Here is a 25,089-nt window from a genome sequence, read left to right as displayed (position 1 = left end):
CCGCCGCTCGACGATCTGGCGGTCGGTCGGTCATCGATATCGCTGCCTTGCGCTCAGGAGGTTGCCCGTGCTTCCGTTCAGCTACGATGCCCTTGCCGAGCGCTTCGCCACGATCCGCCCCTGGGCGAAGAACGCGATCGGCGACGCCACCAATCGCTGCGCCATCTGCATGGGCTACACGCTGCGCCTGACGCCGTCGCAGGACGACGCGACGATCCAGACCATCATGAATGCGGATATCAGCGCATCCTTCCAGGGCGCTCCGCCGCTGGCGGGCGGGCCTCGCCCGGGAGTGCTGCCCGGCTCGGGGAGACCGCTCGGCGGCCTGAGCCAGCTCCTCTTCATCCGCGCTTCGGAGTTGCTTCCGCGTGTTCAGCGGGCCTATGGCCCGGCCGATATCGAGGGCGTCTGCAAGGATGTCACCCCAAAGGTGCTCGGCCGGAAGGGCGTGCTCTATCTGGAGAACTGCTACCAGACGAGCGGCGACAAGAGGCGTTCCTTTCTGTTCTTTCAATGGACGAATGGCGACCATTGGGACCTGTTCGACGGCACCACCATCATCGCGCAGGAGGAAAAACTGGCTGGCAACAGGCATACCGGCCAGCTCTATTTCTGGCAGGCGCGCTGACGTGCCTGATGTCATCGCGGGCTGGCGCGACTTGATCTTCCGGGCGAGAGAGGGCCTCCTGCGCCTCCCAGCCGCCGGAGGCGCCATGTCCCCAGAATTCCTGCTGACCTCGCTGATCATCGTCGCTTCGCCGGGAACGGGGGCGATCTACACCATTGGCGCCGGCCTCACGCGCGGCAGCCGAGCGAGCGTGCTCGCGGCTATCGCCTGCACGATCGGGATCGTGCCGCATCTGATCGCGGCGATGATGGGCATCGCGGCGCTGCTGCACGCCAGCGCGCTCGCCTTCGCCATCGTGAAATATGCCGGCGTCGCCTATCTGCTCTACATGGCCTGGCAGACCCTGAAGGAACATGGCGCGCTCAAGGTCGAAACCAAGGCCGATGCGCGCTCGGCCTGGCTCGTGCTGCGCGACGGGCTGGCCATCAACCTGCTCAACCCCAAGCTCTCGATCTTCTTCGTCGCCTTCCTGCCGCAGTTCATCGCGGCCGACGAAGCCAGTCCGATGGGGCGTATGCTGGAGCTCTCGGGCGTGTTCATGGCGATGACCTTCATCGTCTTCGCGCTCTATGGGCTCTTCGCCGCGGCGATGCGCGACAAGGTCATCGGCCGCCCGGCGGTGATGGCGTGGCTCAGGCGCAGCTTCGCTGCCGCCTTCGTCGCGCTCGGCGCCAAGCTCGCGCTCACCGAGCGTTGAAATCGCAATGCCGCGCCAGACGATCCTGACGATCGATACGCGCGGGGCCGGGCTCTACGAGTTCACCGACCGCGCCGTGGCCTTCGTGCGTGCCGGCGAGGAGACGAGCGGGCTGCTGACGCTGTTCGTGCGGCACACCTCCTGCTCCCTGCTGATCCAGGAAAATGCCGACCCAGACGTGCGGCAGGATCTCGACGCCTTCTTCCGCCGGCTGGTGCCGGTCGCGGATGATCCGGCGATGGCTTATCTCGTCCATCGCGCCGAGGGGCCCGACGACATGCCCGCCCATATCAAGGCGGCGCTGACGCCGGTTTCCCTCTCGGTTCCGGTGATGGGCGGGCGGCTCGCGCTCGGCACCTGGCAGGGCATCTATCTCTTCGAGCACCGGGCCAGGCCGCATCGGCGCGAGGTCGCGCTGCACCTCGGCGCGTAGCGGACTCAGGCCGGCGGAGCCACGACCAGCGCGACGAGGCGCCGGACCACGGGCAGCACCAGCAGCAGGGTCGGGAAGGCGACGATCCAGGACAGGGCCCAGGAGCCGGGCCAAGTCTGCAGGAATTCGGCCGTCGGGCCCAGCGCTTTCAGCGTCGAGATACCCGAGACGACGAAGGTCATCAGCACGGACAGGAAGAATGGCATGGCCACCCCGGCGTAGCGGGCAGGGAGGCGGCGGAGAACAAGGCGAGGCATCAGTCAGGCTTTCGCAAGTGGCAGGCCGTTCTGGAGCACCCGATACGGCCATGAGCCGGTTGGGTGCGTTGCCTGACGTGAGACGCTTACGAACGGGAACGAAGCCCGATGGCGCCTCCATAGTCGATTGGCGTGGCGCTGCCAAGCCGTCTACCGCGCCACGAAAATATCCGGGGCGGGCAAGGGCTCCCAGGATTCGCCGGCGCCAACGAGACAGCTGATGCCGGTGGGCGCGGTGGCGAGCAAGGTCCAGGTGCCGGCGGGACCGACATAGAGCTCGAACAGCATGCCGCTCTCGGTGAGACCGCTCCCGACCATACGCTCGCCGAAAGTCTCGCGGAGTTTTCCGGCAACATGGGCGCGTTCGGCACAAGGCCGCTCCGGCGGCGCAGGCTGCTGGGCGAGGACGCGGGGCGCAAATGCCACGCCGGCCAATCCAGCGATCATCAGGACCTTGATCAATGTCACGGCCACCTCCCTGTCCGGAGGCGGCCGCCTGGGCGGCACGACGACGGCAAGTCTTGCGACCGCCCAGAACAGATTTGATGTGGGAAGTCCGTACGGTCGTTCAAGCGCCCGAGGCAGCGCGGCGGGCCAGTTTCGGCGCGCCGAAACAGTGCTCCCCTTGGCGCTGCTCCTGTCCTATATCAGCGGCAAGCAATCCGGAGGTGCCATGTCTTTCTTCAAATCCCTGTTCGGCGGTCGCAAGGCCGCGGAGGAGAAGCCGGCCGGCCCGGTCAAGAGCATCGAGCACAACGGCTTCACCATTCACGCGACGCCCTATCAGGAGGGCGGCCAGTACCAGCTCTGCGGCGTCATCGAGAAGGTGATCGAGGGCGAGACGAAGAGCCATCGCTTCATCCGCGCCGACCGCTTCCCGGGGCAGGCCGAAGCCGCAGACTTCACGCTGATAAAGGGCCAGCAGATCGTCGACATGGAAGGCGAACGAATCTTCCGCTGAGCACTGGCGCCGGCGCAGCCGAGGCGCGCTATTTGCCCGGGGCCCGCCGCAGCGCTTGCAGAAGCTGGTCTGCGGTCCATGGGGACCGTGGGCTTTGCGCTTCGGCATCATGGACGAGTTCGCAGAGCCGGGCATTGACGGGGGCGGCTTGTCCGAGCCCTGCCGCCAGCCGGACTACCTCGCCATTGATCCAGTCGATTTCGGTGAGGCGGCCGGCCGCGAGGTCTTCGGCCATCGAGGAGCGCGCGCTCGGGTCGATGGCAAGCATGCGCCGCGCCAGCACGCCGAAGGCGAGGTCGGGCCATTCGAGCAGGGCGGGGATCCACCGCGCGGGCAATGGCGTAAGCCGCGCGGGTTCGATGCCCGCCTTGTCCAGAAGCGAAAGCGCCTCGCGCTGTGCCGCGGCGAGGCAGCGCCGAAAACCGCGCTGCGACAGTTCCTGCTTCAGCGGTTGGCCCGCCAGCGCATTGATGGCGTTGTTGAGGTTGAGCAGCAGCTTGGCCCACTGAACGGAGCGCATGTCGACCGGTCGGGTCAGCGTCAGGCCGGCGCGGCCGAAAATCGCGAGGCGTTGGTCGGCATCGCCGCCGGCCTGCACATAGAGGTGCCCTTCCGAAGCCTGGTGGAACCGACCCGGTTCCTTCGAGACGACGTTGAACGGCACCATGCCGTCGAGGACGGTGCGATCGCCCAGGGCTTCCCGGAGCAGGGCGCCGTTGCCGAGGCCGTTCTGGAAGCTGACGATGGCGGCGGCAGGCGGCAGCGCTCCTGCCAGATCACGAGCGGCCACGGCCGTGCCGCCCGATTTGACGGTGACGAGCACGAGATCGGCATCGGACGCCATGGTGGCGTCCGGGCCGAAGACGATCGCCTCGGGCGGCACATGCCAGCTGCGGCCGTCATAGTGCGAGACGGTCAGCCCCTCGCGCGTCAGCACCTCGCCGATGGCGGGGCGCCCGACGAAGCGGACATCGCCGCCGGCGGCGAGGAGGCGCCCACCGAGATAGCAGCCGATCAGGCCGGCGCCGTAGATGCAGATCCTCGTCATGTCCCGCGCTCCCGCCGCTTCGGTGTTCCGTCAAAGAGCGGGGTCGTCAAGCGCAGTCGGCAGGCCGATCCTGCCGCGGTCGCGCGGCCGTCCTGCCTCCGGCGCGCTTGTCCGGGGCATCCCAGTCGCTAAAGCTGCCGGGAGAAGAGTCATCTCCAAACAGGTGGCCGCCGAGGAAACATGTCCCATTCTGCCGACCGCTACCAACCCGATTCTCCTTACGCCTGGCTGCGCCTTGCCGTCGCGCTGGTGATCGGCACCGTCGCCTGCGTTGGCTCCTGGTCGGTCGTGGTGGTGCTGCCGGCGATGCAGGGCGAGTTCGAGACGCTGCGCGCCGGCGCCTCGCTGCCCTACACCTTCGCCATGCTCGGCTTCGGCGCCGGCAACATCATCATGGGCCGTGTCGCGGATCGCTACGGCATCATGGTGCCGATCATCGCCGGCGCCTTTCTGCTCGCGGCCGGCTACACCGCGGCGGGGCTGTCGCATTCGCTCTGGCAGTTCGCGCTGGCGCATGGGCTGCTGATCGGGATGGGCAGCGCGGCGGGCTTCTCGCCGCTGATCTCCGACCTGTCGCACTGGTTCCGCCGCCATCGCGGGCTCGCCGTGGTCTGCGGCGCCTCGGGCAGCTATCTCGCCGGCGTGGTCTGGCCGCAGGTCATCACCTGGGGGCTGGCCCATCATGGCTGGCGCGCGACCCATTTCGGCATCGCCGTCGTGGCGCTGGTGGTGATGCTGCCGCTGGCTCCGTTCTTCCGACGCCAGCCCACGGCCGCGACGCTGGCCGCCGCGGAGGCGCACAGCGCCGGGGCGCGCGGGGATCTCGGGCTGAGTGCCAACCAGCTCCAGCTCCTGCTCTGCGTCGCCGGTTTCGCCTGCTGCGTCGCGATGGCGATGCCGCAGGTGCATATCGTCGCCTACTGCGGCGATCTCGGATACGGCGTCGCCCGTGGCGCCGAAATGCTGTCGCTGATGATGCTGCTCGGCATCATCAGCCGCATCGGCTCGGGCTTTGTCGCGGATCGGATCGGCGGAGCGGCGACGCTGGCGCTGGGCTCGCTGATGCAGGGCGTCGCCCTCTTCCTCTATCTCTGGTTCGACGGTCTGCAATCGCTCTACGTCGTCAGCGGCATCTTCGGCCTGTTCCAGGGCGGCATCGTGCCGATGTACGCTGTCGTCATCCGCGAATACCTGCCGGCCAAGCAGGCGGGCGTGCGGATCGGCATCGTCATGTCGGTGACGGTGCTCGGCATGGCGGTCGGCGGCTATCTGTCGGGTGTGATCTTCGACTATTTCAGCTCCTACCGGATGGCCTTCCTCAACGGCCTCGCCTGGAACCTCGTCAATCTGAGCGTGGTCTGCTGGCTGATGCTGCGGTCGCGGCGGCCTGCGCCGCCGGCTCAGCTCGCCGGCGAGGCGGGGCGGTAGGTGCCGAAGCACCAGATATGGCCTTCCGGGTCCTTGCAGATGAAATCCCGGCTGCCATAGGGCTGGTCTGTGGGGCCCATGCAGATCTCGGCGCCGGCCTTGCGGGCGCGCTCGCAGCGCGCGTCGATGTCGTCGGTCGCAATGTAGGGCGAGGCGGTGGTGCCGCCGAGCTCGGCCGGGCGCGAGACCAGCTTGCCGAACGCGTTGTTGTCGGACGAGCCGAGCATCACGAAGCTCGCACCCATGCGCAATTCGCCGTGGAGCAGCGTCCTGCCATCGTCCGAATAGTAGGCGGCGTGCTTCTCGAAGCCGAACGCCTCGATCAGCCAGTCATACATGCGCGGCGCATCGGCGTAGCGCAGCGAGATGCAGATCATCGGCTCCGGCGTGGACATTGGCGGCGATCCCCTTCGGTGAAACCTCGGTGACTGTCGCCGGTAACTTTGCGCGAAGCAAAGGAGGCAGGGGCGCTTGCCTGTCGCTGGCCGCCTCGCCATCATCGCCGGGCGGATCTCCGCCAAGCCTTGCAGGACGCCCATGACCAAAGCCGACCATCGCCATGACAACGAGCCGCGCGGCACGCTGACGGTGCGGACCATTGCCATGCCCGGCGACACAAACGCCAATGGCGACATTTTCGGCGGCTGGGTGATGTCGCGGATGGACCAGGCCGGCGGCATCGCCGGTGTCGACCAGGCGCAGGGGCGCGTGGTCACGGTCGCGGTGGATGCGATGACCTTCATCCACCCTGTGAAGGTCGGTGACGTGCTGAGCGTCTACACGGAGATCGAGTCGATCGGCCGAACCTCGATGAAGATCCATGTCGAGGCCTGGGCCAAGCGCTTCCGCACGACCCTGCACGAGAAGGTTACCGACGCGACCTTCACCTTCGTCGCGATCGACGAGGAGGGCCGGCCGCGCCCGGTGCCGAAACCGGCCAAGGATTGAGCGCGCCGCAATTCCTAACGGGGCGTGAAGCCGCCCCCGAACGATGTGATTCAAAAGAATCCATTTAAACCGTTCTTTAAGCGCGTCCGGACGATGCTGCGCCACGACAGACCGGGGAAGACCCGGCCGGGGGAATTCATGTCCGTTCGATGCCGCATGCGGGTCCAGTCGCCTGGCCGTTGCCAGGGGAGGGAGGGGATTCCCATGGCCACGGCGCTACCGGTTCGGCACCTCCCGGCTGTGCCCCGGCAAGCATTCGTTTTCCCTTGAGTTCTTCGTTCAGCGTTGCGTGATATCCGGAGTACGACTTCATGACGAAAGCCAAGCCCGCGCGTGAGGGCAAGCCGTTGCGGATCGGCATTGCGGCACGGATCTATGCAGCACTCGGCATGATGACGGCCCTGACCCTCGTCTCGTCCTCGGTTGCATGGTTCTCCTACAATCGCGTCGACCAGACGGTCGACGATCTCGTCGGCAAGAAAATGCCGGTCGTGGAGCTCGCGCTGGAGCTGTCGCAGGCCGCGACCCAGTCGACCGCGTTGGCGGCGCGCTTCAGCGAAATCGAGACTGTCCAGCAGCGCTCCGCCCTGACGGGTGATCTCGACAAGGTCGAAGCCCGGCAGATCGACCTGCTGCGCCGCATCGGCGAGCAGGGTCAGGTCGACAAGGCGAAGGCACAGGCCGCGATCGACACGCTGTCGCGCCAGATCAACGACATCAACGACCTGACCGGAGACCGGCTGCGCAACGTCTCCGAACAGGGCGAGGCGCTGGACAAGCTCTCGAAGGCACGCGAAGGCTTCACTGCGCTCGCCGATTTCGAGACGGGCGATGCGCAGTTCAACGTCAAGATGAACATCGCCAGCGCGACGCAGCTCACGGGCAAAGAGGTCGAGGAGGCGCTGTCCAGCATCATCGACAAGGACCTGGCGGCGCTGCAGACGGCGCAGGCGCTGCAGCTCCAGGTCAGCGAGCTGGTCGGGTTGCTGCGCGAGATTTCGCAGATCGAGAGCCCTGAGAAGCTTGAGAACGCAAAGGCGCGCTTCAAGGCTATCCTCGGCCAGGTTCGCGGCTTCCTCGCCGCGGCGGACAAGATCCAGGCCAATCCGGCACGCGCCCAGGCCGTCAACGCCGTGATCGATCTCGGCGAGGGGCAGAGCGGGCTGATCGCGATCCGCGAGCGCGATCTCGCTACCCGCAGCGCGATCGATGCCGGTCTCAAGCAGACCCATGTCGCGGCCGAAGCGGTTCGCGCCCAGGTCGGCGAGTTGGTCAGCACGGCGCGCAGCGAGGCCGTGGCTTCGGGCGATGCCAGCGGGGCGCTGATCGACCAGAGCAAGCTCTGGCTCGGAGGCATCGGGCTCGGCTCGCTGCTGATCGCGCTGGCGCTGTCGCTGTTCTATGTCCGGCCGATGATCGTCGGACGCCTCAATCGGCTTTGGGCTGCCACGAGGGCGATTGCCGACGGTGCGCTGGAGACTGCGGTCGACACCAAGGGCAACGACGAGATCTCCGACATCTCGAAGAGCGTGCTGCTCTTCCGCGACAATGCGGTTGCGTTGCGCGCCGCCGAGGCCGCCAAGATCGAGGACCAGGCCCGGGCTCAGGAGCAGCGCCGGCAGATGATGCAGGAGCTGGGCGAGGCCTTCGGCGTGGTGGTGGCTGCGGCTGCGGCCGGCGACTTCAGCCAGCGCGTCGCGGCACAGTTCGCGGATGCCGAGCTCAACGCGCTCGCCGGCTCGGTCAACACCCTGCTGGAGACGGTCCGGACCGGTCTGTCCGAGACCTGCGAGGTTCTGGCGGAGCTTTCGGCCGGGCATCTCTCGGCCCGCATCGAGGGGCTCTACCAGGGCGCGTTCGCCGAGCTCAAGGACGGCACCAATGCGCTGGCCGACGAGTTCGAAAGCACGCTGGCGCGTCTTGCCGAAACGGTTTCGGCCGTGCGCAGCGCCACGAGCGAGATCCTTGACGGCGTCACCGATCTCGCCGAGCGCACCAGCGAGGAGAGCAACGCCGTCTCGATGGCCACCAACCAGCTCGGCGCCTTCGCCGGCACGGTCAAGAAGACCGCAAGCGAGGCGGCCCAGGCCACCGGCATGGCGCAGGGTGCAGAGCAGCGTGCGCAGCAGGGTGAGAAGGTCGTCGCCTCCGCGCTCGAAGCGATGCAGCGCATCCGCCAGTCCTCGAGCAAGATCTCCGAGGTTATCGCGATGATCGACGAGATCGCCTTCCAGACCAACCTGCTGGCGCTCAATGCGGCGGTCGAGGCTGCGCGCGCCGGCGATGCCGGCAAGGGCTTCGCGGTCGTCGCCACCGAGGTGCGCAGCCTCGCCAAGCGCTCGGCCGATGCCTCGAACGACGTCAAGAAGCTGGTCGAGGCCGCGCATGGCGACGTCAAGGTCGGCGTCGGCCTGGTCGAGGAGACATCCGCCATGTTCGGCGCGATCGTCTCCTCGGTGAACGAGCTGACCGGGCTGATGAACGGCATCTCGCAGACCGCGCGCAACCAGGCGACCGACGTCTCGGCCATCAACACCGAGATCGACGGCATCGGCACGATGGCGCATCAGAACGCGGCGCTGGTCGAGGAGACCAATGCAGCGCTGGCGCTGACCGACGAGCAGACCCGCGCGCTGACCGAGCACATCGCTCGCTTCACCTTCCGCGAGGGGCACGCAGCCGGGCATCACGACAAGCCGGCCATGGCGAGCGCTGCCTGAACGACAGCGCGCTGACAAGACGAAGGCCCCGCGCAGTTGCGCGGGGCCTTTTCCGTTTCAAAGTGGTCGCTGGCGCCTTGCTTGCCGGCCTCGGGCGGTGCTAGGCGAGTGATGGGCCGGTAGCTCAATGGTTAGAGCTCGCTGCTCATAACAGCGCCGGTGCCGGTTCGAGTCCGGCCCGGCCCACCAATTATCCTGCAAGTTATTGAATTTATTTTGATGTCTTTTCCGCGCGACGCCAGCCGGGCATTGGGGGCGTCGGAAGGCAGGCGCAACTGCGTTCACTGCAAGTGCCGGCCAGTCAATCAGGCCCGATGTCAGAGTCCGAACTGGGTTGGAAGCCGACCTTAACTCACTCCCGCGATGGTGTGGTATGTGGACGATCAAGACGTTTCTAGCGAAGCTGCTTCGGAGCAATCCCACGGCCTATGCCGATCAGAGATCCAAGGCTGCTGACATCTCAATTTCTGAGAGAGGGAAGCTCCTTTCCGGCAAACAACTTTATCAGGACGTGCGCGAGCAGAATGCGGCCAAGGCAGCGGAAGACGCCGCCGATGTGAAGCGCTTCTTGACTAGGGTCGGCGACAGAATGTTCATCACCGGAAGCAAACTGCCTGAAGACACCTTTGAACCGTCCAATGCCGCTTTCGACGAAACGCCCGACAACCCAAAACACGAGAGTTAGCTCTTTGCGATACGGCCGTTGTGGGTCGATAGCGGTCGGAGAATCACCTGCCGCAGGTGCGTTGACTGCATGCGGTCAAGCTTTGGCCAGATCTTACCAAATGTTGACTGGGAATCTGCCCGTCAGCGGCCTCGACGCAACTACACCTCTCAGATTCCGCGGGGGTCGCGTCGCTTAGCGGCAAATGACGGCTTTGTTTTGCTCAGTCATGGTGCATATGTCCACTCGTCGCTCTTCGCGAGGGAGTGGCCGATAGGTGCGCATGCTGTCGCGAGTGACCAAGACCGCGGCGCTCTGCTGAGGCGGGACATAGGTTGCGCACCCAGCAAGGAAGGCGCAGCACGCGGTAACGGCAAGCATCTTCATGCTGTTTCTCCCAGTGCGGCTTACAGATTGAACTCTACCACCAGATGCTTGACAACGGCGTTGATTTCACGAGATGCCCGGTCTTCGAAGGGGCCGGCCTTTATCGTTTGGCTGGAACGTCCTGGACGGGTCGAGAGCTGATTATCAGAAAAGCTGACGAAGCTGGCCCGCGACGTGAATCTCGGACTGGCCAAATACCGAACGCGGACGTGGGAAAGAAGCCGGCCGAAAGGCCAGCAAAGTCGCAGCGGCTGCAACTTTCCTGCTCAAGCTTAAATTATTGATCTTGTTTGGGTAAGGTGCTCCGGCGCGGCCCACCAATCCTCGCGGGGCGTCATCGGCTTTGGGCCCTCCAGTCGGAGACCGCCACAAGCTGATGCTCGGTCCAGCGCACAGGGCGGCGGCCAGGCCTCAGTGGCCGGGTGTTCGGGAATACTCTCCGTCTGGAATTGGCCAGTCTCGGGACCGGCCGAAGTCTTCGAGGTCCGCCGCGAGCTTCTTCATCTTGTCGCCCTCGTCATGACGGTCCGCAAGATAATGAACCATCATGAGCCGGCGGGCCTCCCTGAGCTTCCTGAGCCACGCCTCCCGCTCGTCTCCAGCCATCCCAGGACCTCTCATCCTTGATCGMGAATGGGGTAGATGTCCGTCCTCGCCAATCCAAAGCGCGCATGCTTCCGTGGGAATTGGCCGAGGGGCGAGTGCTTCGGCCGCGTAGCTTGCCGCAGGATACGCCAAAAGCGACGGCAACGCCCTAGGCTTGGATGAGCACTGCTTCGGCGTTGACAGCTCCGGCGGCTTCGCCAACCCTGCAATCGGCCTGCCGCCTGGGCGGCGCTCTCCCCTCGAGGTCCTGGACAGTCGGCCGATGACGTGCCTCGCGGTGGGCGAATGAATCGCTATCCGATGTTCAGCCCACAGCTGCTTCTCAGCTTCGTCGCGGTATGCGAAACGCTGAGCTTCACCCGCGCTGCCGATCGCGTGTCCCTTTCGCAATCGACCGTCAGCCAGCAGGTCCGGCGGTTGGAGGAGCTGCTCGGCAAGCCACTGCTGGAGCGATCCTCGCATCAGGTCGAATTGACCGAGGAGGGCGGGAGGCTCCTGAGCTATGCCCGGCGCATCATTGCCCTCAACGAGGAGGCGCATGATGCGCTGACCGGCTTCTGGCGCGACGGCGTATTGCGGCTCGGCATGCCCGAGGACTTCACGGTGCCGACGGTCGATCTGCTGGCGGCGTTCAGCCGCGAGCAGCCGCATTTGCGGCTCGACGTCACCAGCGGCCTCAGCGCCGATCTGCGCAGCGCCTATGATCGCGAAGAGCTGGATCTGATCCTGGTCAAGCAGCGCCGCCGCCAGCCGCCCCGGGCCGCCCGGCCGGAGCCATTGCTGTGGCTCGACAGCAGGGCCCATCCGGCGATCGAGCGCTCGCCGGTGTCGCTGGCCGTGTTTCCGCTCAACGGGCTCTACCGCGAGGAGCTTTGCGAGGCGCTCGACGGCCTCGGCATTCGCTGGCGCGTCAGCTACAGCAGCGCGAGTCTCGCGGCCCTTGCCGCCGCATCGGCGGCCGGGCTGGGCGTGACCTTGCTGCCTGCGAGCTGCCGCTTGCCCGGCCACCGGACGCTGGGAGCAGCCGAGGGATTGCCGGAGATCACGGACTTCGAGCTTGCGCTCTACTACCGCGACAATGCCCCCGCCGCGGCCATCGTGCTGGCCGAGCGATTGGCCGATTTCTGCAAGCTGGAATGGTGACCGAGCGCGGGCTGGCGCGCAGCATTGCCGTTTCGAATAGCCAGGATTGGCAAATATCGCTGCCAAGCGGAGCTGCCCGCGCGTACATCCGGAGGAGGAAACGCAACCACCGAGGCAATGGAAAACCGCCATGGAAACCGGGCACCATCAAAGCCGACGCGCCTTTCTCAGCCAGACCGGAAAGGTCACCGCCGCCTATGCCGTCGCCGGGCTGGCGAGCGGCGCCGCCCAGGCCGCTCCGGCTGCGCCCCTCCAGGCGCGTCCGGTGTCCGAGGCGGGTGTCAGCAGGCTGACGGACCAGCATTACTGCCTCACCGACGTGCGGCTGGAGGACGGCTTCGAGCGCGACGGCGAGATCGTCGTGGGCACCCTCACGGCGCTGTACACGCTGGAGATCAAGGCCGGGAAGATCGCGGCGCTGCATCCGGCCGGTGCGACCCTGCCGGCCGGCGTGCCCTGCTATCGCGCCCATGGCCAGCTCGCCCTGCCGGCGATGCGCGACATGCACATCCATCTGGACAAGACCTTCTATAGCGGCCCGTGGCAGGCGCCACGGCCGCGCCAGGGCAAGACGATCCTCGACATGATCGCGCTGGAAGAGAAGCTGTTGCCCCAGCTCCTGCCGACCTCGCAGCAGCGCGCCGAGGCGCTGATCGCCCTGCTGCAGTCGAAGGGCACGACGGTGGCGCGCAGCCATTGCAACATCGATCCGGTGAGCGGCCTCAAGAGCCTCGAACACCTGCAGCGCGCGCTGGAAAATCATCGCGACGACTTCGTCTGCGAGATCGTCGCCTTCCCGCAGCACGGCCTGCTGCATTCGAAGGTCGACGGCCTGATGCGGGAGGCGATGAAGATGGGCGCCGCCTATGTCGGCGGGCTCGATCCGACCAATGTCGACGGGGCGATGGAGAAGTCGCTGGATGCCATGTTCCAGATCGCGCTCGACTCGGGCAAGGGCGTCGACATCCACCTGCATGAAACCAACCCGGCCGGCGTCGCTGCGATCAACTACATGATCGACACGGTCGAGAAGAATCCGGCCTTGCGCGGCAAGGTGACGATCAGCCACGCCTTCGCCCTCACCACGCTGCCCGCAGGCGCGTTGGCGGAAACCATCGGGCGCATGGCGGCGCAGCAGATGACCATCGCCTCGACCGTGCCGCTGGGAAGCCTGACGATGCCGCTGCCGCAGCTGAGCGAGAAGGGCGTGTTCGTGATGACCGGCACCGACAGCGTGATCGATCACTGGTCGCCCTTCGGCAAAGGCGACATGCTGGAGAAGGCGAACCTCTACGCGCAGCTCTACAGGGGCAGCGACGAGTTCCGGTTGTCGCGTGCCATGGCGATCGCCACGGGCGGCGTGCTGCCGCTAGACGACAGCGGCAAGCGGGCCTGGCCTAAGGCCGGCGACGAGGCTGCCTTCACGCTGGTCCCCGCCAGTTGCTCGGCCGAGGCCGTCGCCCGCCTGCCGGAGCGCAGCGCCACCTTCCATCGGGGCCGCATGGTCTACGGCAGCGTCGGGGTTGCCTGACCTCCGAGCACGTCGTTCGTTGTGATTTCCGCATGCGCGCGGCCGTCGGCGGCGCGCATGCGCTCAATGTCCGGCTTGAACCGGGCCTGTCAGCCGCCCGTCAGATCGCGAGCTTGCCGGCCTTGGCTGCGGCATAGCGCTCGTTGACCTTTGTCCAGTTCACGACGTTCCACCAGCTCTTGAGATAGTCGGCACGGCGGTTCTGGTACTTCAGGTAATAGGCGTGCTCCCAGACGTCATTGCCGAGCAGGACCATCTGCTTCTCCATGATCGGACTGTCCTGGTTGGGCTTCGCCAGCAAGGCGAGCTTGCCGTCCTTGTCGACGGTGACGAAGACCCAGCCCGAGCCGAAGACGCGCAGGCCCGCCGCCTCGAAATCGGCCTTGAACTTGTCAAAGCCGCCGAGGTCCTTGGTGATCGCCGCGGCGACGTCGCCGGTCGGCGCGCCGCCGGCCCCCGGACCCATCACCTCCCAGAACATGGTGTGGTTGGCGTGGCCGCCGCCATTGTTGCGCACGAGGGTGCGCACGCTCTCCGGCAGCTGATTGAGGTCGGCCAGCAATTCGCCGACCGAGGCCTTGGCGATGACGCCATTGTCCTTGGCGGCGTTGTTAAGCGCCGCGACATAGGCCGCATGGTGGCGGTTGTAGTGGATATCCATCGTCGTCGTGTCGATATGCGGTTCGAGCGCGTTGGGCTCATAAGCGCGCTTCGGCAGCGAGAAGGGGCCGGTGGGCGCTGCCGGGGCTGTGGCCTGTGCCCAAACCCTGGGCGCCGCGGCGGCTGCGAGAGCACCGACGCCGAGCCCGAGAACGGCACGGCGGGAGAAGACCGAAAACTCTGTCATGACGTCCTCCGATGTGAAGCTTTGTGCAGGCAGCGCTGCCGGTTGCCATCATTGAGCATTGCTTTGTCTACGTCGAAAGGTCGAGCGGGTTCCCGTGGCTGAGGCGTCTCCCGGATCTAGTAAGGGCCGCTGGCGCGCCAGCCGGCGGCAGCGATGAAGGCTCACCCCCGAGTTCCGGCGCCCTTAACGCCCGGAATGCCTTCTTAACCCGCGATTTACCGCGTTTCACTACGGTCTGGAAGGAAATCCGTCGGTTCGGGGAACGCCTCGCATGCACGCACTGGCTCTCAAGGCCGATCTGGCGACCCTGGACGAGTCGTTCAACGACGCAGCGGCGTCCGTCAGCACAGCCGACTGCCCGGTCGCAAACACGCAGACGGGCGCCGAGCGCGCGGTGCGCGAGATCGCCGATCGCTTCGGCAAGCTCAGTGCCGAGATCACCGATGTGGCCGGCCGAATTGGCGATGTGACCCAGCAATTCGAGACCCAGACCGCGGGGCTTCGGCGTGTCGTCGGGGCGGTCGAGCAGGTCTCGCGCGCCAACCATGCGATCCGGCAGTCGGCCGAGGGGGCGCAAGCTGCGGCCTCGGTGGTGCGCAGCGGGCTCGAACGCGTCGCCGGCTCGGTCAAGCTCGGCCTCAATGCCGCCCAGACGGATATCGAGACGCTCTCGGAGGAGGCGCAGTCGATGTCGCAGGCGCTGGCGCAGGCCGTCAGCGACGCGCACAAGGCGCGTGCCTCCAGCGATGCGATCCAGTCGATCACCCGCGAGATCCAGCTGCTCTCGATCAATGCCGGTGTCGAGGCGGCGCGCAGCGGCGAGGCCGGCAAGGGCTTCGCCGTCATCGCCGCCGCAGTGAAGGCGCTGGCCGAGCAGACGCGGGAAGCGACAGCGGCGAGCGCGACGCAGCTCGACCTTCTGGTCAAGGCGGTCGACGCTCTCTCCCGCCGCAGCCAGAACAATGCGCAGACGGCACAGCGTGCCCGCGAGGGCAGCCGGATGATCTCGCAGCAGGTCGGCGAGTTCGACAGCTTCGGCCGCTCGGTCGTCGAGCTGATCGGCGAGATCGAGGCGGTGTCGCGGCCGACGCGGGAGAATGCCGAGGCCTGTGCCAAGGCCGGGCAGGACCTTGCCGGGCTCGTTGCCGGGGTTGATGCGTCGACCCACACCCTGGAGCAGGCCGTCGAGCGCACCGACGCGCTGGTTACGATCAGCGAGGGCATTCTGGGCTCGATCGCCGCCTCCGGCGTGCGGACTGCGCAATCCGAACTGATCGCGACGGTGATGGAGACGGCAGCCACGATCGGAGAGCTGTTCGAGGCAGCATTGGCGCGGGGCGATGTGACGCTCGCCGATCTGTTCGACGAAGCCTATCGGCCGGTGCCAGGCTCCGATCCGGTCCAGCACATGACCCGTTTCGTTGGCCTGACCGACCGGCTGCTGCCGCCGCTGCAGGAGCAACTGCTGGGCTCGAACGGGCGGATCGTGTTCTGCGCCGCCGTCGACCGCAACGGCTTCCTGCCGACGCATAACCGCAAATACGCGCAACCGCAGGGCAGGGATGCGGCGTGGAACAATGCCAATTGCCGCAACCGGCGCATCTTCGACGACCGGACCGGGCTCGCCGCCGCGCGCAACCGCAAGCCCTTCCTGTTGCAGAGCTACAGGCGCGACATGGGCGGCGGGCAGTTCCTGGTGATGGAGGACCTGTCGGCGCCGATCCTGGTGAAGGGGCGGCACTGGGGCGGCTTCCGCATCGGGCTGAAGGTGTAGCGGTCAGTCGGGCCGTCTGTAGAGTCGAGTGAGCGAGTACCCGAGCGAGCGCCATGCATATCGCGCCATCCTTCCCGAACCTGTCGGTGCTGCTCATCGACCCGAGCCCGCACTATCGGCGGATCATCCGCACGATGCTGTACCAGACGCAGCTCAACCGCATCTTCGAGGCGCCGGACCTGTCCTCGGCCGCGACGACCTTCATTCAGAAGCAGCCCAACATCGTCATTCTGGACTGGGATCTGCCGGATGGCGGCAGCGTGAAATGCCTGGCCGCGATCCGCTCCTTCAAGACCTCGCCCTTCGCCAAGGCGCCGGTGCTGGTGATGATGGAGCGGCCCGACCGGCGCTCGATCGTCCAGGCGGCGAAGCTCGGCGCACATGAGATCATCACCAAGCCGATCTCGCCCAACAACCTCTGGCTGCATATGTCGGGCATCATCAACATGCCGCGGAAATACCGGGAGGCGAACGGCAAGATCACGCTGGTGCCCCGGGCCATCAGCAACAATATGTTCTGAGCCGGGCCGCCCGGCCGCGCAATCGTCGCGAAAGCGTCACGAGTCTTGACGGGCGTCGCGTCATTTAGCGAAGTTTTTACCAGTTTGTTGTGATGCTCCGTGGGCAATCCTGGGTCGCCCTTCATGGTCATCACCGTCTCGCTTCCGCCCTTCCTCGGTCGTTCCGAGGCTGCGACGTTCCGCAACCAGTTGCTCGTAGCGCTGGAACAGAAGGAAAGCGTCGCCGTCGAATGCGCGGAAGCCGGGCCGCTGCCGAGCCTGTGGATCCAGCTCCTTCATTCCGCAGCTGCCAGCGCTAAGGCGCGGGGGCTTTCGGTCACGCTCAAGGCGGCCTCCTCGGAATGCCGCGAATCCTTGCGGGCGATCGGCTTCGATGCCGCTCACAGCGCTCTCGTTCTGGAGTGACAGGCATGAAAATCCTGGCCATCGACGATACCAAGACCCTGCTCAGCCTGCTCAGCCTGACTCTGCGCAATGCCGGTCACGAAGTGGCGGAGGCCGAGAACGGCGAGGACGGCCTGAACAAGTTCGACCAGTTCAAGCCCGATCTCGTTATCACCGACCTCAACATGCCGATCATGGACGGCATCGAGTTCACCCGCGCCTGCCGCTCGCGGCCCGCCGGGCAGAACACGCCGATCATCGTGCTGACCACGGAGAACGGAGCCGAGATCAAGGCGGAAGGCCGCCGCGCCGGCGCCAGCGCCTGGATGGTCAAGCCTTTCGAACCCAACACGCTGCTCGGCCTCGTCGCGCGCTACCAGAACTGAAGGTCGGCCGATGGATCCGTTGGCAGAACTCAAGCAGACCTTCTTCCAGGAATGCGAAGAACTCCTCGGCGCGCTGGAGCAGAAGCTCCAGGCTCTCGACGAGGGCTCCGTCGATCCTGAGGACGTCAATGCCGCCTTCCGCGCCATTCACTCGATCAAGGGTGGCGCGGGCGCCTTCGGCTGCACGGAGCTGGTCGGCTTCGCGCATGTCTTCGAGGCCTCTCTCGATCATCTGAGGTCCGGCCGCGTCGCCATCGAGGATGCGCCGTTCACGCTGTTCCTGCGCTGTGCGGATGCCGTCGCCGATCTGGTCTCCGCCGCCCGCAACTCCGAGCCCGGGACCGAGCGCCCGGATCTGCTGGCCGCGCTGGAGCAGGTCGGCAAGGAGCCGGCAGCGCCGGCCCCAGCGTCCATTCCCGCTCCCGCCACTGTCGCCGTGCTTGCTGCCACTGCCGGGGATAACGATGCCCCTCTCGGCATCGCCGCGCTCGGCAACCTCCTCGCCATGGTCGAGGCTAAGACCGTTGCCGCAACGGCGCCTGCCGATGACGGCTGGGACGACGAGCCGGTCGCAATCCCTGCACCGGCGCCCGCCGCCGAGAAGCCGGGACGGAACCTGCGCTTGCGCATCACGCCGGAGAACGACCTGTTCCGCCGTGTGATCGAGCCGCGCGTCGTACTCGGCTCGCTGCCCGCCGACGATGTCGTCGCGATCCGCTGCGATCTCAGCCAGGTTCCCTCGCTCGAAACCCTCGACGTCACCGATTGCTGGATGCGCTTCGAGGTCGATTTGCGTACCGAATTGTCGGTCGAGGAACTGCACGGGCGCTTCGACTTCAGCCTGGCGAACGAAGAATTCGAGATCGAAATACTCGAAGGCGCCTTCGCGGCCGAAGCGGCTCCCGCCGAGCCGGCTGCCGATGCCTCCGAGGTTCCGAGTTCGGTCGCTGCCGATCTCTCGGCGATCCTGGCCAAGCTTGGCCCGGCGACCGATGCCACGAGCCAGCCCGAGCTTGCTCCCGCGCAGGCAATACTGCCGGTCGCCGCCCCTGCCGTCGCTGCATCGGCCGTCGTTGCACCGGTTGCCGAAGCGCCGGCAGCCGCCCGCACGGCCCCGCGTGCCCCGGCTGCGGATACCTCGGCGCGCCAGCGCCAGGCGGTCAGCGTGCGCGTCGATCTCGACCGCATCGACAAGCTGATGAACCTCGTCGGCGAGATCGTCATCACCCAGTCGATGCTGGTCGAATGCGTCCGCTCGCTGCCTTACGACGTCCATGCCAAGACCGCCGAGGGCATGCTGACCCTCTCGCGCCAGACGCGCGAATTGCAGGACCATGTCATGGCCGTGCGTGCGCAGCCGGTGAAGGCCGTGTTCCAGCGCATGCCGCGCCTGGTGCGCGAACTCGCCCAGACGCTGGGCAAGGAAGTGCGCCTGGTGCTCGAAGGCGAGAACACCGAGGTCGACAAGACGATCATCGAGGAACTCGCCGATCCGCTCACCCATATGATCCGCAATTCGATGGATCACGGACTGGAGACGCCGGACGAACGCGTCGCCGCGGGCAAGCCGCGCGAGGGTACGATCAAGTTGATCGCCGAGCATCGCGCCGGCCGCATCGTCATCTCCGTCACCGATGACGGGCGCGGCATCGGCCGCGACCGGCTGCTCGCCAAGGCCCGCTCGCGCGGCCTCGTCGGCGCCGACGAGCGGCTGCAGCCGGAGGAGATCGACCAGTTGATCTTCGCCGCGGGCCTGTCGACGGCGGAAGCGGTCAGCGACATCTCCGGCCGCGGCGTCGGCATGGACGTCGTGCGCCGCAACGTCGAGTCCCTCGGCGGGCGCATCAGCGTCGATTCCGAGCCGGGCCGCGGCTGCAAGTTCACGCTGGCGCTGCCGCTGACGCTCGCCGTGCTCGAAGGCATGGTGATCCGCTGCGGCGACGATCGCTATGTCATTCCGATCGCCTCCGTCATCGAGACGCAGCATCTCGCCTCGACGCCGATCGAGCGGCTGCCCTTCGGTCAGGAGGTGCTGCGCTGGCGCGGCGAGGTGACGCCGCTCTATCGCCTCGGCGAGGTCATGGGTTCGACCGGCACGACCAACGAGAACATCGTGATCATCGCCGAGAACGAGCGCGGCAACAACGTCGGCATTGCGGTCGACGAGATCGTCGGCCAGCAACAGGTGGTCGTGAAAAGCCTCGAGGCGAATTACGGCACCGTCAACGGCGCCTCGGCGGCGACGATCCTCGGCGACGGCCTCGTCGCCCTGATCCTGGATATCGACTCCATGCTGCGGCTTGCCGCGTCCGGCGGCCGGACTCCCGTGTCAGATCTCAAGATGGCTGGATGACCATGACCCTCCAACTCGGCGAAAAGCACTTCTCGTCTGCGCAGCCGGAAGCGGCGGCGCGGCGGATCGTCACCTTCAAGGTCGGCGACCGCACCTTCGGCATCGATGTCGGCATGGTCCGCGAGATCAAGGGCTGGCAGGCGACGACCCCGCTGCCGCATGCGGCTCCGCATGTGCGCGGCGTGCTCAACCTGCGCGGCGTGATCCTCGCGGTCTACGACCTGCGTACCGCGATCGGCATGGGCGTCACCGACGCCTCCGCCACGCATGTGATCGTCGTCGTCGATGTCGAGGACAAGACGGCGGGCCTGCTGGTCGACTCGGTCTCGGACATCGTCGACGTGCCGGTCTCAGCCGTGCGTCCGGCGCCGGATCTGGAGCGCGACGAGCACGGCCTGATCGAGGGCCTCGTCCTGCTCGACAGCGACATCGTGGCGCTGCTCGATCTGGCCGCGGTCATCCGCGACGGCGGCGGCGAAGCGCAGCTCAAGACCAGCCGCGCTGCCTGAACAGCTTTCAAAACACAGCCCGAGCGTAGCGTCCAAGCGGGCCAGAACAAGAAACGACAGGACCTATGGGCAGCGCGCTCGGCCCCTTTTCGCGACTCTCGGTCAGCCAGCCGCTGACCGCGGTCGGCTCCGCGGCACTTGCCGGGGGGATTGCCTATTATGCGGCTGGGGCCGGAGCTCCCGTCATGGGGGCTCTCGCCGTCTCGGCCGTGGCGTTGCTCGGCGGGTTCGCTGCCTGGGGCGCGAGCCGATCCGTGGCCAGCCTGTCGCGGGTCGCGCCGCGTCTGGCGGATGACGTGGATCTGGCTCTGCCGGAGGTCGGTGGAAGCCACGAGGCCGGCGAGCTGTCGCGTGCGCTCGCCAGCTTGCAGGATCGGGCGCAGGAAGCTGTCCGGCTGCGCTCCGCGCTCGACCATGGCCGCGCCTACGTCATGATCTGCGATCCGGACGGACGGGTCATTTATGCCAGCAAGGGCCTGTTGCGCTTCTTCGCCGAGGCGCAGGACGATTTTCGCGCGGCGTTTCCGGGCTGTTCGGCCAAGGACATGCTCGGGCGCGTGATGGAGCGCGTGCGGGCCGAGCCTCGGCTCGCGACCGGCCCCTCGGTTCGCCTGACGCTCGGCCGCCGCATCGTCTGCCTGACGTTGACGGCCATCGAGACGGCCGATGGGCGCAGCCTCGGGACGGCGGTGGATTGGCACGAACTGACCGAAGAACTGGCGGTCGCCAGGGAGGTCACGCAGGTGATCGAGGCCGCCGTCGAAGGCGATTTCTCGCGGCGGATCGCCCCGCAGGGCAAATCCGAAACGGTGGCCCGGATCGCCGAGGGCATGAACCGGATCAACGGGCAGCTGGACGAGGTCTTCGCCGATATCGATGCGGTGGTCGAGGCCCTATCGGAAGGCGATTTGACCCGCCGCATGGCCGGCGGCCGCTCCGGCCGGCTGGGGCGGCTCCAGCACGAGCTCAACCAGGCGCTCGGCCTGCTCGACGAGCGGATCGAAATGATCCGCGCGACGGCGGGCTCCGTCTGCCATGTCGCCATCGACGTGAACARCGTCGCGACCGACCTTGCGGCGCGGACCGAGAAGGTCGCCGCCGAACTGGGCGAGACATCGGGAGCGGCGGTCGAGATCGCGGCCTCGGTCGGACGCAGCCATGAGCGTTCGCGCGAGGCCAGCGAGCTCGCCGGCACGACCATGGGCGTGGCGCAGGAAGGCCGGAACGTGGTCGCCAAGGCGGTCGGTGCGATCGAGCGGATCGAAAGCTCTTCGCTGCGCATTGCCGAGATCGTCGGGGTGATCGACGAGATCGCCTTCCAGACCAATCTGCTGGCGCTCAACGCGGCGGTCGAGGCGGCCCGCGCCGGCGATGCCGGCAAGGGCTTCGCCGTGGTCGCTTCGGAGGTGCGGTCGCTGGCGCAGCGCTCGGCCCAGGCCGCGAAGGACATCAAAGGGCTGATCGCGACCTCGAACGGGCAGGTCGCCGAAGGCGTTGGCCTCGTGCGCGAGACCGGAGAGACGCTCGGCCGCATCGTCGCCGCGGTGGGCAAGGTTTCCGAGACGGTCGCCGAGATTTCCGCCGTGAGCGCCGAGCAGGCGCGCGGCATGGGAGGAGTGAGTCGCAGCGTGGCGCAGGTGGACAAGGGTATCCGGCAGAATGCCGAACTGGCTGGGCGCGGCGTCGAGGCGGCCGGCGAGCTCGCCGACCAGGTCGCCACGCTGAGCGAGATCGTCGACACGTTCCGCCCCGCCAGCGTGGCGGTGCGCAGCGAGCCTCCGCGCGCACGCCGCTGGGCGCCTGCTCCGATCCCGGTCGAACAGCGCATGCCGTTGCAAATTCAGCCTCGCCGCCTTGCCGCTGCCGGCGCACGGACGGGAGGCTGAACCATGTCCAGGCCGACATCGCTCCCCAGCATGCTGCCGTCGCTCCAGCCCGCAATGGCCGACATCACCCTGACGCGCGACGACATGAAGTTCATCGCGGCGCTGGTCTATGAGCAGGCCGGCATCGTCATCCGCGAGCACAAGGAAGCGATGACGCGCGGGCGGCTGGCGCGGCGCGTCAAGGCGCTCGGCATGGGCTCGGTCGCCGAATACTGCGCCTTCCTGAAGACGCCGCAGGCGGCGGGGGAACTGCCCGAGCTGATCAACGCGGTGACGACGAACCACACCGCCTTCTTCCGCGAGCGCCATCATTTCGATCACCTGCGCAAGGAGGTGATGCCGCGGCTCCTGCAGGAGCGTGCGGGCCGGCGCGGACGCATCCGCATCTGGTCCTCGGCCTGCTCGTCGGGCGAGGAACCCTATTCGATTGCGGCCTCCTGCCGCGAGGTGATGGGGGCGCGCGGCGACCTCGACTTCAAGATCCTGGCGACCGACATCGACACTGACATCCTGGCACGCGCCGAGGCCGGCATCTATCCGGCGGAGCAGTTCGAGCGGCTGCCCGCGGATGTGAAGCCACTGCTCAAGCTGGAGAGCGGCGGGGGGCGAGGCGAAGCCCGGATCAGCGAGGACCTGCGCCGGCTGATTGCCTTCAAGCGCCTGAACCTCATCGAGAAATGGCCGATGAGCGGGCCTTTCGACGTGATCTTCTGCCGCAACGTTTTCATCTATTTCGACACGCAGACCAAGGCCTCGATCCTCGATCGCTTCGTGGCGCTCTTGTCGCCCGGAGGCTTTCTCTATCTCGGCCATTCGGAATCGCTGCCGCAGCCGCACCCAAATCTGCGCCTGATCGGCCGGACTATCTATGAGAGGACAGCATGAGCGTCTCCCGGTCCTCTCGCCGCTATTTCGATCCGCGCTTCGAAGCGACGATCATCACCGTCGCGCCCGGCGAGCACGAGATCACCTCGGCCAAGGACGAGATCGTCGCGACGGTGCTCGGCTCCTGCGTCTCGGTCTGCATGCGCGATCCGCAGATCGGCGTCGGCGGGCTCAACCATTTCCTGCTGCCGAAGAACAACGGCAACGCCGATCCCAGCGCCGGTGAGCGCTACGGCGACACGGCGATGGAAGTCCTGATCAACGACCTGCTCAAGCGCGGCGCCCGGCGCCAGAATTTCGAGGCCAAGGTTTTCGGCGGGGCGCGGGTGCTTTCGGGCGCGACGATGCTGGCGATCGGCGACGGCAACATCGCCTTCGTCAATGAGTTCCTGAGGGTCGAGGGAATTCCCGTCGTCTCGCGGGATGTCGGCGGCACGCGCTCGCGACGCATCCACTACCAACCCTCGACGGGCCGGGCCTGGGTTCAGCACGTCCAGCCCACGGCACGCGACAGCGGCCACGAGCAGGAAATCGCCTATCTCAACCGGCTCAAGAGCCAGCCCGTGGCTGGTGAAGTGGAGGTCTGGTGATGAACATGCCGACGTCCTCCACAGCACCGGTCAAGGTTCTCGTCGTCGACGATTCCATCCTGATGCAGAAGCTGATGACCAAGATCATCGATTCTGCGCCGGGCTTCCAGGTGATCGGCGTCGCCGGCAGCGCCGAGGAGGGCTGGGATGCCATCCAGGAGCTCCGGCCCGACGTGTTGACGCTCGATCTCGAATTGCCCGGTCGGCACGGCCTCAAGCTCTTGGCGCGGGTGCTGAAGCAGGACCCGCTGCCCGTTCTGATCGTCTCGGCCTTCGGCGGCCCGGGCGCCGACAACACGATCCAGGCGCTCGAGCTCGGCGCCATCGACTTTATCGAGAAGCCGGACGGCACCACCCACACGCTCGAAGGCTTCATGAAGCATCTGGTCGCGGCGCTGCAGCGCGCCGCGGCGAGCCGCAAGATGATCGCCGCCGCCCGCCAGATGGCGCAGATCGCCGCGCCGGCGCGCCCGGCGCCGCCGAAGGAGCCGGCGCGCGCCGGCAAGACCTCGCTGATCGCGATCGGCGCCTCGACCGGCGGCGTGCCGGCCGTCCAGACGGTCATGCGTGATCTCGCCCATCTGCGCATGCCGGTCGTCGTGGTGCAGCACATGCCGCCGGGATACACGGCAAAGTTCGCGACGCGGCTCGCGACGGCGACGGGCCTCGATGTCCGCGAGGCGGCGGATGGCGACCGTTTGCGACCGGGAATGGCCGTGGTGGCGCCGGGGGGCTTGCGCCATCTCGAAATCGAGGAGCGGCGCGGCGAGCTTGTCTGCGTCCTGAAGGAGGGCCCGCTCGTCAGCGGCCATTCGCCCTCGGTCGACGTCATGTTCCATTCGGTGGCGCGCAGCCTGGGCGCTCATGCGGTCGGCATCCTGCTCACGGGCATGGGCCGTGACGGCGCTGACGGTTTGTTAGCCATGCGCAAAGCAGGGGCCGAGACGTTAATCCAAAGTGGTGAGACCTGCGTGGTAAACGGGATGCCGAAAGCGGCCTTCGAGATAGGAGCCGCCGACAGGGTCGTTCCGCTCAGCCAGATCGGCGCGGCGGTCGCGCAGCTGATCGGCGAGCGCCCGAATCTGCGGAGCGCGTAAGGAGCAAAGTTATGTCAAAGGCCAGAAGCGAGTTCCGCATCCTGGTGGTCGACGACCAGAAGAGCATGCGCGGTCTGGCGACCTATTTCCTGAAGCAGATCGAGTTTCAGGACATCGACGAGGCGGAGAACGCCCGCGAGGCGCTGATGAAGATGCAGCAGAAGCGCTACGATCTGCTGTTGCTCGACTGGAACATGGAAGGCATGAGCGGCATCGACCTGCTGCGCGCCATCCGTTCCGTGCCGGAGCTGAACCAGATCAAGATCATCATGGCGACCTCCGAGCGCTCGGTCGACAAGATGGACGAGGCGACCAGCAACGGCGCCGACCATTATGTCGTGAAGCCCTACGAGCTGCGCGACCTCGAAGTGCGGGTGAAGAAGGTCCTCGCCTGCTGAGGCACCCG

General features: G+C 66.7%; 27 protein-coding genes and 1 tRNA gene. 22 read left to right on the top strand and 6 right to left on the bottom strand.

Annotated features, from left to right (window positions below):
• The first annotated feature begins 67 nt into the window (after positions 1-67).
• From AB4Z10_RS07515 to AB4Z10_RS07505, 3 genes are all read left to right on the top strand, one after another.
• Entirely contained in the window at positions 68-628 is a 561-nt protein-coding gene (locus AB4Z10_RS07515; protein WP_441469759.1) for a hypothetical protein, read from the top strand.
• 85 nt (positions 629-713) lie between these two features.
• On the top strand, positions 714-1,325 hold the full coding sequence (locus AB4Z10_RS07510; protein WP_441469758.1) for a LysE family translocator: 612 nt from the start codon (positions 714-716) through the stop codon (positions 1,323-1,325).
• Positions 1,326-1,332: 7 nt separating this feature from the next.
• On the top strand, positions 1,333-1,758 hold the full coding sequence (locus AB4Z10_RS07505) for a secondary thiamine-phosphate synthase enzyme YjbQ (RefSeq protein WP_441469757.1): 426 nt from the start codon (positions 1,333-1,335) through the stop codon (positions 1,756-1,758).
• 5 nt (positions 1,759-1,763) lie between these two features.
• Here AB4Z10_RS07505 and AB4Z10_RS07500 read toward each other — a convergent pair whose 3' ends face one another.
• Together AB4Z10_RS07500 and AB4Z10_RS07495 are read right to left on the bottom strand one after the other, a co-directional pair.
• Positions 1,764-2,015, bottom strand: coding sequence for a DUF2798 domain-containing protein (locus tag AB4Z10_RS07500; protein ID WP_441469756.1), 252 nt, complete (start codon positions 2,013-2,015; stop codon positions 1,764-1,766).
• A gap of 150 nt (positions 2,016-2,165) precedes the next feature.
• Positions 2,166-2,483 (bottom strand): hypothetical protein, encoded by a 318-nt coding sequence (locus AB4Z10_RS07495; protein WP_441469755.1) that lies wholly within the window; start codon positions 2,481-2,483, stop codon positions 2,166-2,168.
• 205 nt (positions 2,484-2,688) lie between these two features.
• On the opposite strand from AB4Z10_RS07495, the gene AB4Z10_RS07490 reads away from it, so the two are divergent.
• Positions 2,689-2,976: an HlyU family transcriptional regulator gene (locus AB4Z10_RS07490; RefSeq protein ID WP_441470032.1), complete on the top strand. Its 288-nt coding sequence runs from the start codon at positions 2,689-2,691 to the stop codon at positions 2,974-2,976.
• Positions 2,977-3,004: 28 nt separating this feature from the next.
• On the opposite strand, the gene AB4Z10_RS07485 is transcribed toward AB4Z10_RS07490, so the two are convergent.
• Positions 3,005-4,024, bottom strand: a complete 1,020-nt coding sequence (locus tag AB4Z10_RS07485) for a 2-dehydropantoate 2-reductase (RefSeq protein ID WP_441469754.1) — start codon at positions 4,022-4,024, stop codon at positions 3,005-3,007.
• Positions 4,025-4,204: 180 nt separating this feature from the next.
• Between AB4Z10_RS07485 and AB4Z10_RS07480 the strand changes: the two genes are divergently transcribed.
• Positions 4,205-5,452, top strand: a complete 1,248-nt coding sequence (locus AB4Z10_RS07480; protein WP_441469753.1) for an MFS transporter — start codon at positions 4,205-4,207, stop codon at positions 5,450-5,452.
• On the opposite strand, the gene AB4Z10_RS07475 is transcribed toward AB4Z10_RS07480, so the two are convergent.
• Complete coding sequence (locus AB4Z10_RS07475) at positions 5,425-5,847, bottom strand: VOC family protein (protein ID WP_441469752.1); 423 nt, start codon at positions 5,845-5,847, stop codon at positions 5,425-5,427. The two genes, AB4Z10_RS07480 and AB4Z10_RS07475, sit on opposite strands and share 28 nt — an antisense overlap.
• Before the next feature lie 142 nt (positions 5,848-5,989).
• Here AB4Z10_RS07475 and AB4Z10_RS07470 point away from each other — a divergent pair, with 142 nt between their 5' ends.
• The 4 genes from AB4Z10_RS07470 (at position 5,990) to AB4Z10_RS07455 (ending at position 9,805) form a co-directional block, all read left to right on the top strand.
• On the top strand, positions 5,990-6,400 hold the full coding sequence (locus AB4Z10_RS07470; protein WP_441469751.1) for an acyl-CoA thioesterase: 411 nt from the start codon (positions 5,990-5,992) through the stop codon (positions 6,398-6,400).
• 311 nt (positions 6,401-6,711) lie between these two features.
• On the top strand, positions 6,712-9,120 hold the full coding sequence (locus AB4Z10_RS07465; protein WP_441469750.1) for a methyl-accepting chemotaxis protein: 2,409 nt from the start codon (positions 6,712-6,714) through the stop codon (positions 9,118-9,120).
• A 113-nt stretch (positions 9,121-9,233) separates the two neighbouring features.
• Positions 9,234-9,309 (top strand) — tRNA-Ile (locus AB4Z10_RS07460).
• Positions 9,310-9,493: 184 nt separating this feature from the next.
• Positions 9,494-9,805, top strand: coding sequence for a hypothetical protein (locus tag AB4Z10_RS07455; protein ID WP_441469749.1), 312 nt, complete (start codon positions 9,494-9,496; stop codon positions 9,803-9,805).
• Between the two features lie 777 nt (positions 9,806-10,582).
• Here the strand turns inward: AB4Z10_RS07455 and AB4Z10_RS07450 are convergent.
• Positions 10,583-10,777 (bottom strand): hypothetical protein, encoded by a 195-nt coding sequence (locus AB4Z10_RS07450; RefSeq protein ID WP_441469748.1) that lies wholly within the window; start codon positions 10,775-10,777, stop codon positions 10,583-10,585.
• A gap of 300 nt (positions 10,778-11,077) precedes the next feature.
• On the opposite strand from AB4Z10_RS07450, the gene AB4Z10_RS07445 reads away from it, so the two are divergent.
• A complete protein-coding gene (locus AB4Z10_RS07445; RefSeq protein ID WP_441469747.1) occupies positions 11,078-11,920 on the top strand; it encodes a LysR substrate-binding domain-containing protein in 843 nt (280 codons plus the stop codon).
• 130 nt (positions 11,921-12,050) lie between these two features.
• On the top strand, positions 12,051-13,451 hold the full coding sequence (locus AB4Z10_RS07440; protein ID WP_441469746.1) for an amidohydrolase family protein: 1,401 nt from the start codon (positions 12,051-12,053) through the stop codon (positions 13,449-13,451).
• 100 nt (positions 13,452-13,551) lie between these two features.
• Here AB4Z10_RS07440 and AB4Z10_RS07435 read toward each other — a convergent pair whose 3' ends face one another.
• Positions 13,552-14,298 (bottom strand): superoxide dismutase, encoded by a 747-nt coding sequence (locus AB4Z10_RS07435; RefSeq protein ID WP_441469745.1) that lies wholly within the window; start codon positions 14,296-14,298, stop codon positions 13,552-13,554.
• A gap of 271 nt (positions 14,299-14,569) precedes the next feature.
• Between AB4Z10_RS07435 and AB4Z10_RS07430 the strand changes: the two genes are divergently transcribed.
• The 11 genes from AB4Z10_RS07430 (at position 14,570) to AB4Z10_RS07380 (ending at position 25,081) form a co-directional block, all read left to right on the top strand.
• Positions 14,570-16,072: a methyl-accepting chemotaxis protein gene (locus AB4Z10_RS07430; protein WP_441469744.1), complete on the top strand. Its 1,503-nt coding sequence runs from the start codon at positions 14,570-14,572 to the stop codon at positions 16,070-16,072.
• Between the two features lie 53 nt (positions 16,073-16,125).
• The gene (locus tag AB4Z10_RS07425) at positions 16,126-16,593 is read left to right on the top strand and encodes a response regulator (RefSeq protein ID WP_441469743.1); all 468 of its coding nucleotides are present in this window, start codon (positions 16,126-16,128) and stop codon (positions 16,591-16,593) included.
• A 99-nt stretch (positions 16,594-16,692) separates the two neighbouring features.
• The gene (locus AB4Z10_RS07420; RefSeq protein WP_441469742.1) at positions 16,693-16,998 is read left to right on the top strand and encodes an STAS domain-containing protein; all 306 of its coding nucleotides are present in this window, start codon (positions 16,693-16,695) and stop codon (positions 16,996-16,998) included.
• 5 nt (positions 16,999-17,003) lie between these two features.
• Positions 17,004-17,363 carry a response regulator gene (locus AB4Z10_RS07415; protein ID WP_265054221.1) on the top strand — a complete coding sequence of 120 codons (360 nt, stop codon included), beginning with the start codon at positions 17,004-17,006 and terminating at the stop codon, positions 17,361-17,363.
• A gap of 10 nt (positions 17,364-17,373) precedes the next feature.
• Positions 17,374-19,716, top strand: a complete 2,343-nt coding sequence (locus AB4Z10_RS07410) for a chemotaxis protein CheA (RefSeq protein WP_441469741.1) — start codon at positions 17,374-17,376, stop codon at positions 19,714-19,716.
• Complete coding sequence (locus AB4Z10_RS07405; protein WP_149133215.1) at positions 19,713-20,225, top strand: chemotaxis protein CheW; 513 nt, start codon at positions 19,713-19,715, stop codon at positions 20,223-20,225. The genes AB4Z10_RS07410 and AB4Z10_RS07405 overlap by 4 nt, the downstream gene beginning before the upstream one ends.
• Before the next feature lie 65 nt (positions 20,226-20,290).
• Complete coding sequence (locus AB4Z10_RS07400) at positions 20,291-22,111, top strand: methyl-accepting chemotaxis protein (RefSeq protein WP_441469740.1); 1,821 nt, start codon at positions 20,291-20,293, stop codon at positions 22,109-22,111.
• A 3-nt stretch (positions 22,112-22,114) separates the two neighbouring features.
• Positions 22,115-22,996, top strand: coding sequence for a CheR family methyltransferase (locus tag AB4Z10_RS07395; RefSeq protein WP_441469739.1), 882 nt, complete (start codon positions 22,115-22,117; stop codon positions 22,994-22,996).
• Positions 22,993-23,586 (top strand): chemoreceptor glutamine deamidase CheD, encoded by a 594-nt coding sequence (locus AB4Z10_RS07390; protein WP_441469738.1) that lies wholly within the window; start codon positions 22,993-22,995, stop codon positions 23,584-23,586. Before AB4Z10_RS07395 ends, AB4Z10_RS07390 begins: the two co-directional genes overlap by 4 nt.
• Positions 23,586-24,683 carry a chemotaxis-specific protein-glutamate methyltransferase CheB gene (gene cheB / locus AB4Z10_RS07385; RefSeq protein WP_441469737.1) on the top strand — a complete coding sequence of 366 codons (1,098 nt, stop codon included), beginning with the start codon at positions 23,586-23,588 and terminating at the stop codon, positions 24,681-24,683. The genes AB4Z10_RS07390 and cheB overlap by 1 nt, the downstream gene beginning before the upstream one ends.
• A gap of 11 nt (positions 24,684-24,694) precedes the next feature.
• Entirely contained in the window at positions 24,695-25,081 is a 387-nt protein-coding gene (locus AB4Z10_RS07380) for a response regulator (protein WP_089174559.1), read from the top strand.
• Positions 25,082-25,089 lie beyond the last annotated feature (8 nt).

Origin of the sequence: Allobosea sp. RAF48 (assembly GCF_052114025.1) — a bacterium.
Classification (GTDB): Bacteria; Pseudomonadota; Alphaproteobacteria; order Rhizobiales; family Beijerinckiaceae; genus Allobosea.
The sequence above is the reverse complement of the archived record's forward strand: the minus strand, read 5'-3'. Positions and strand labels throughout refer to the sequence as shown.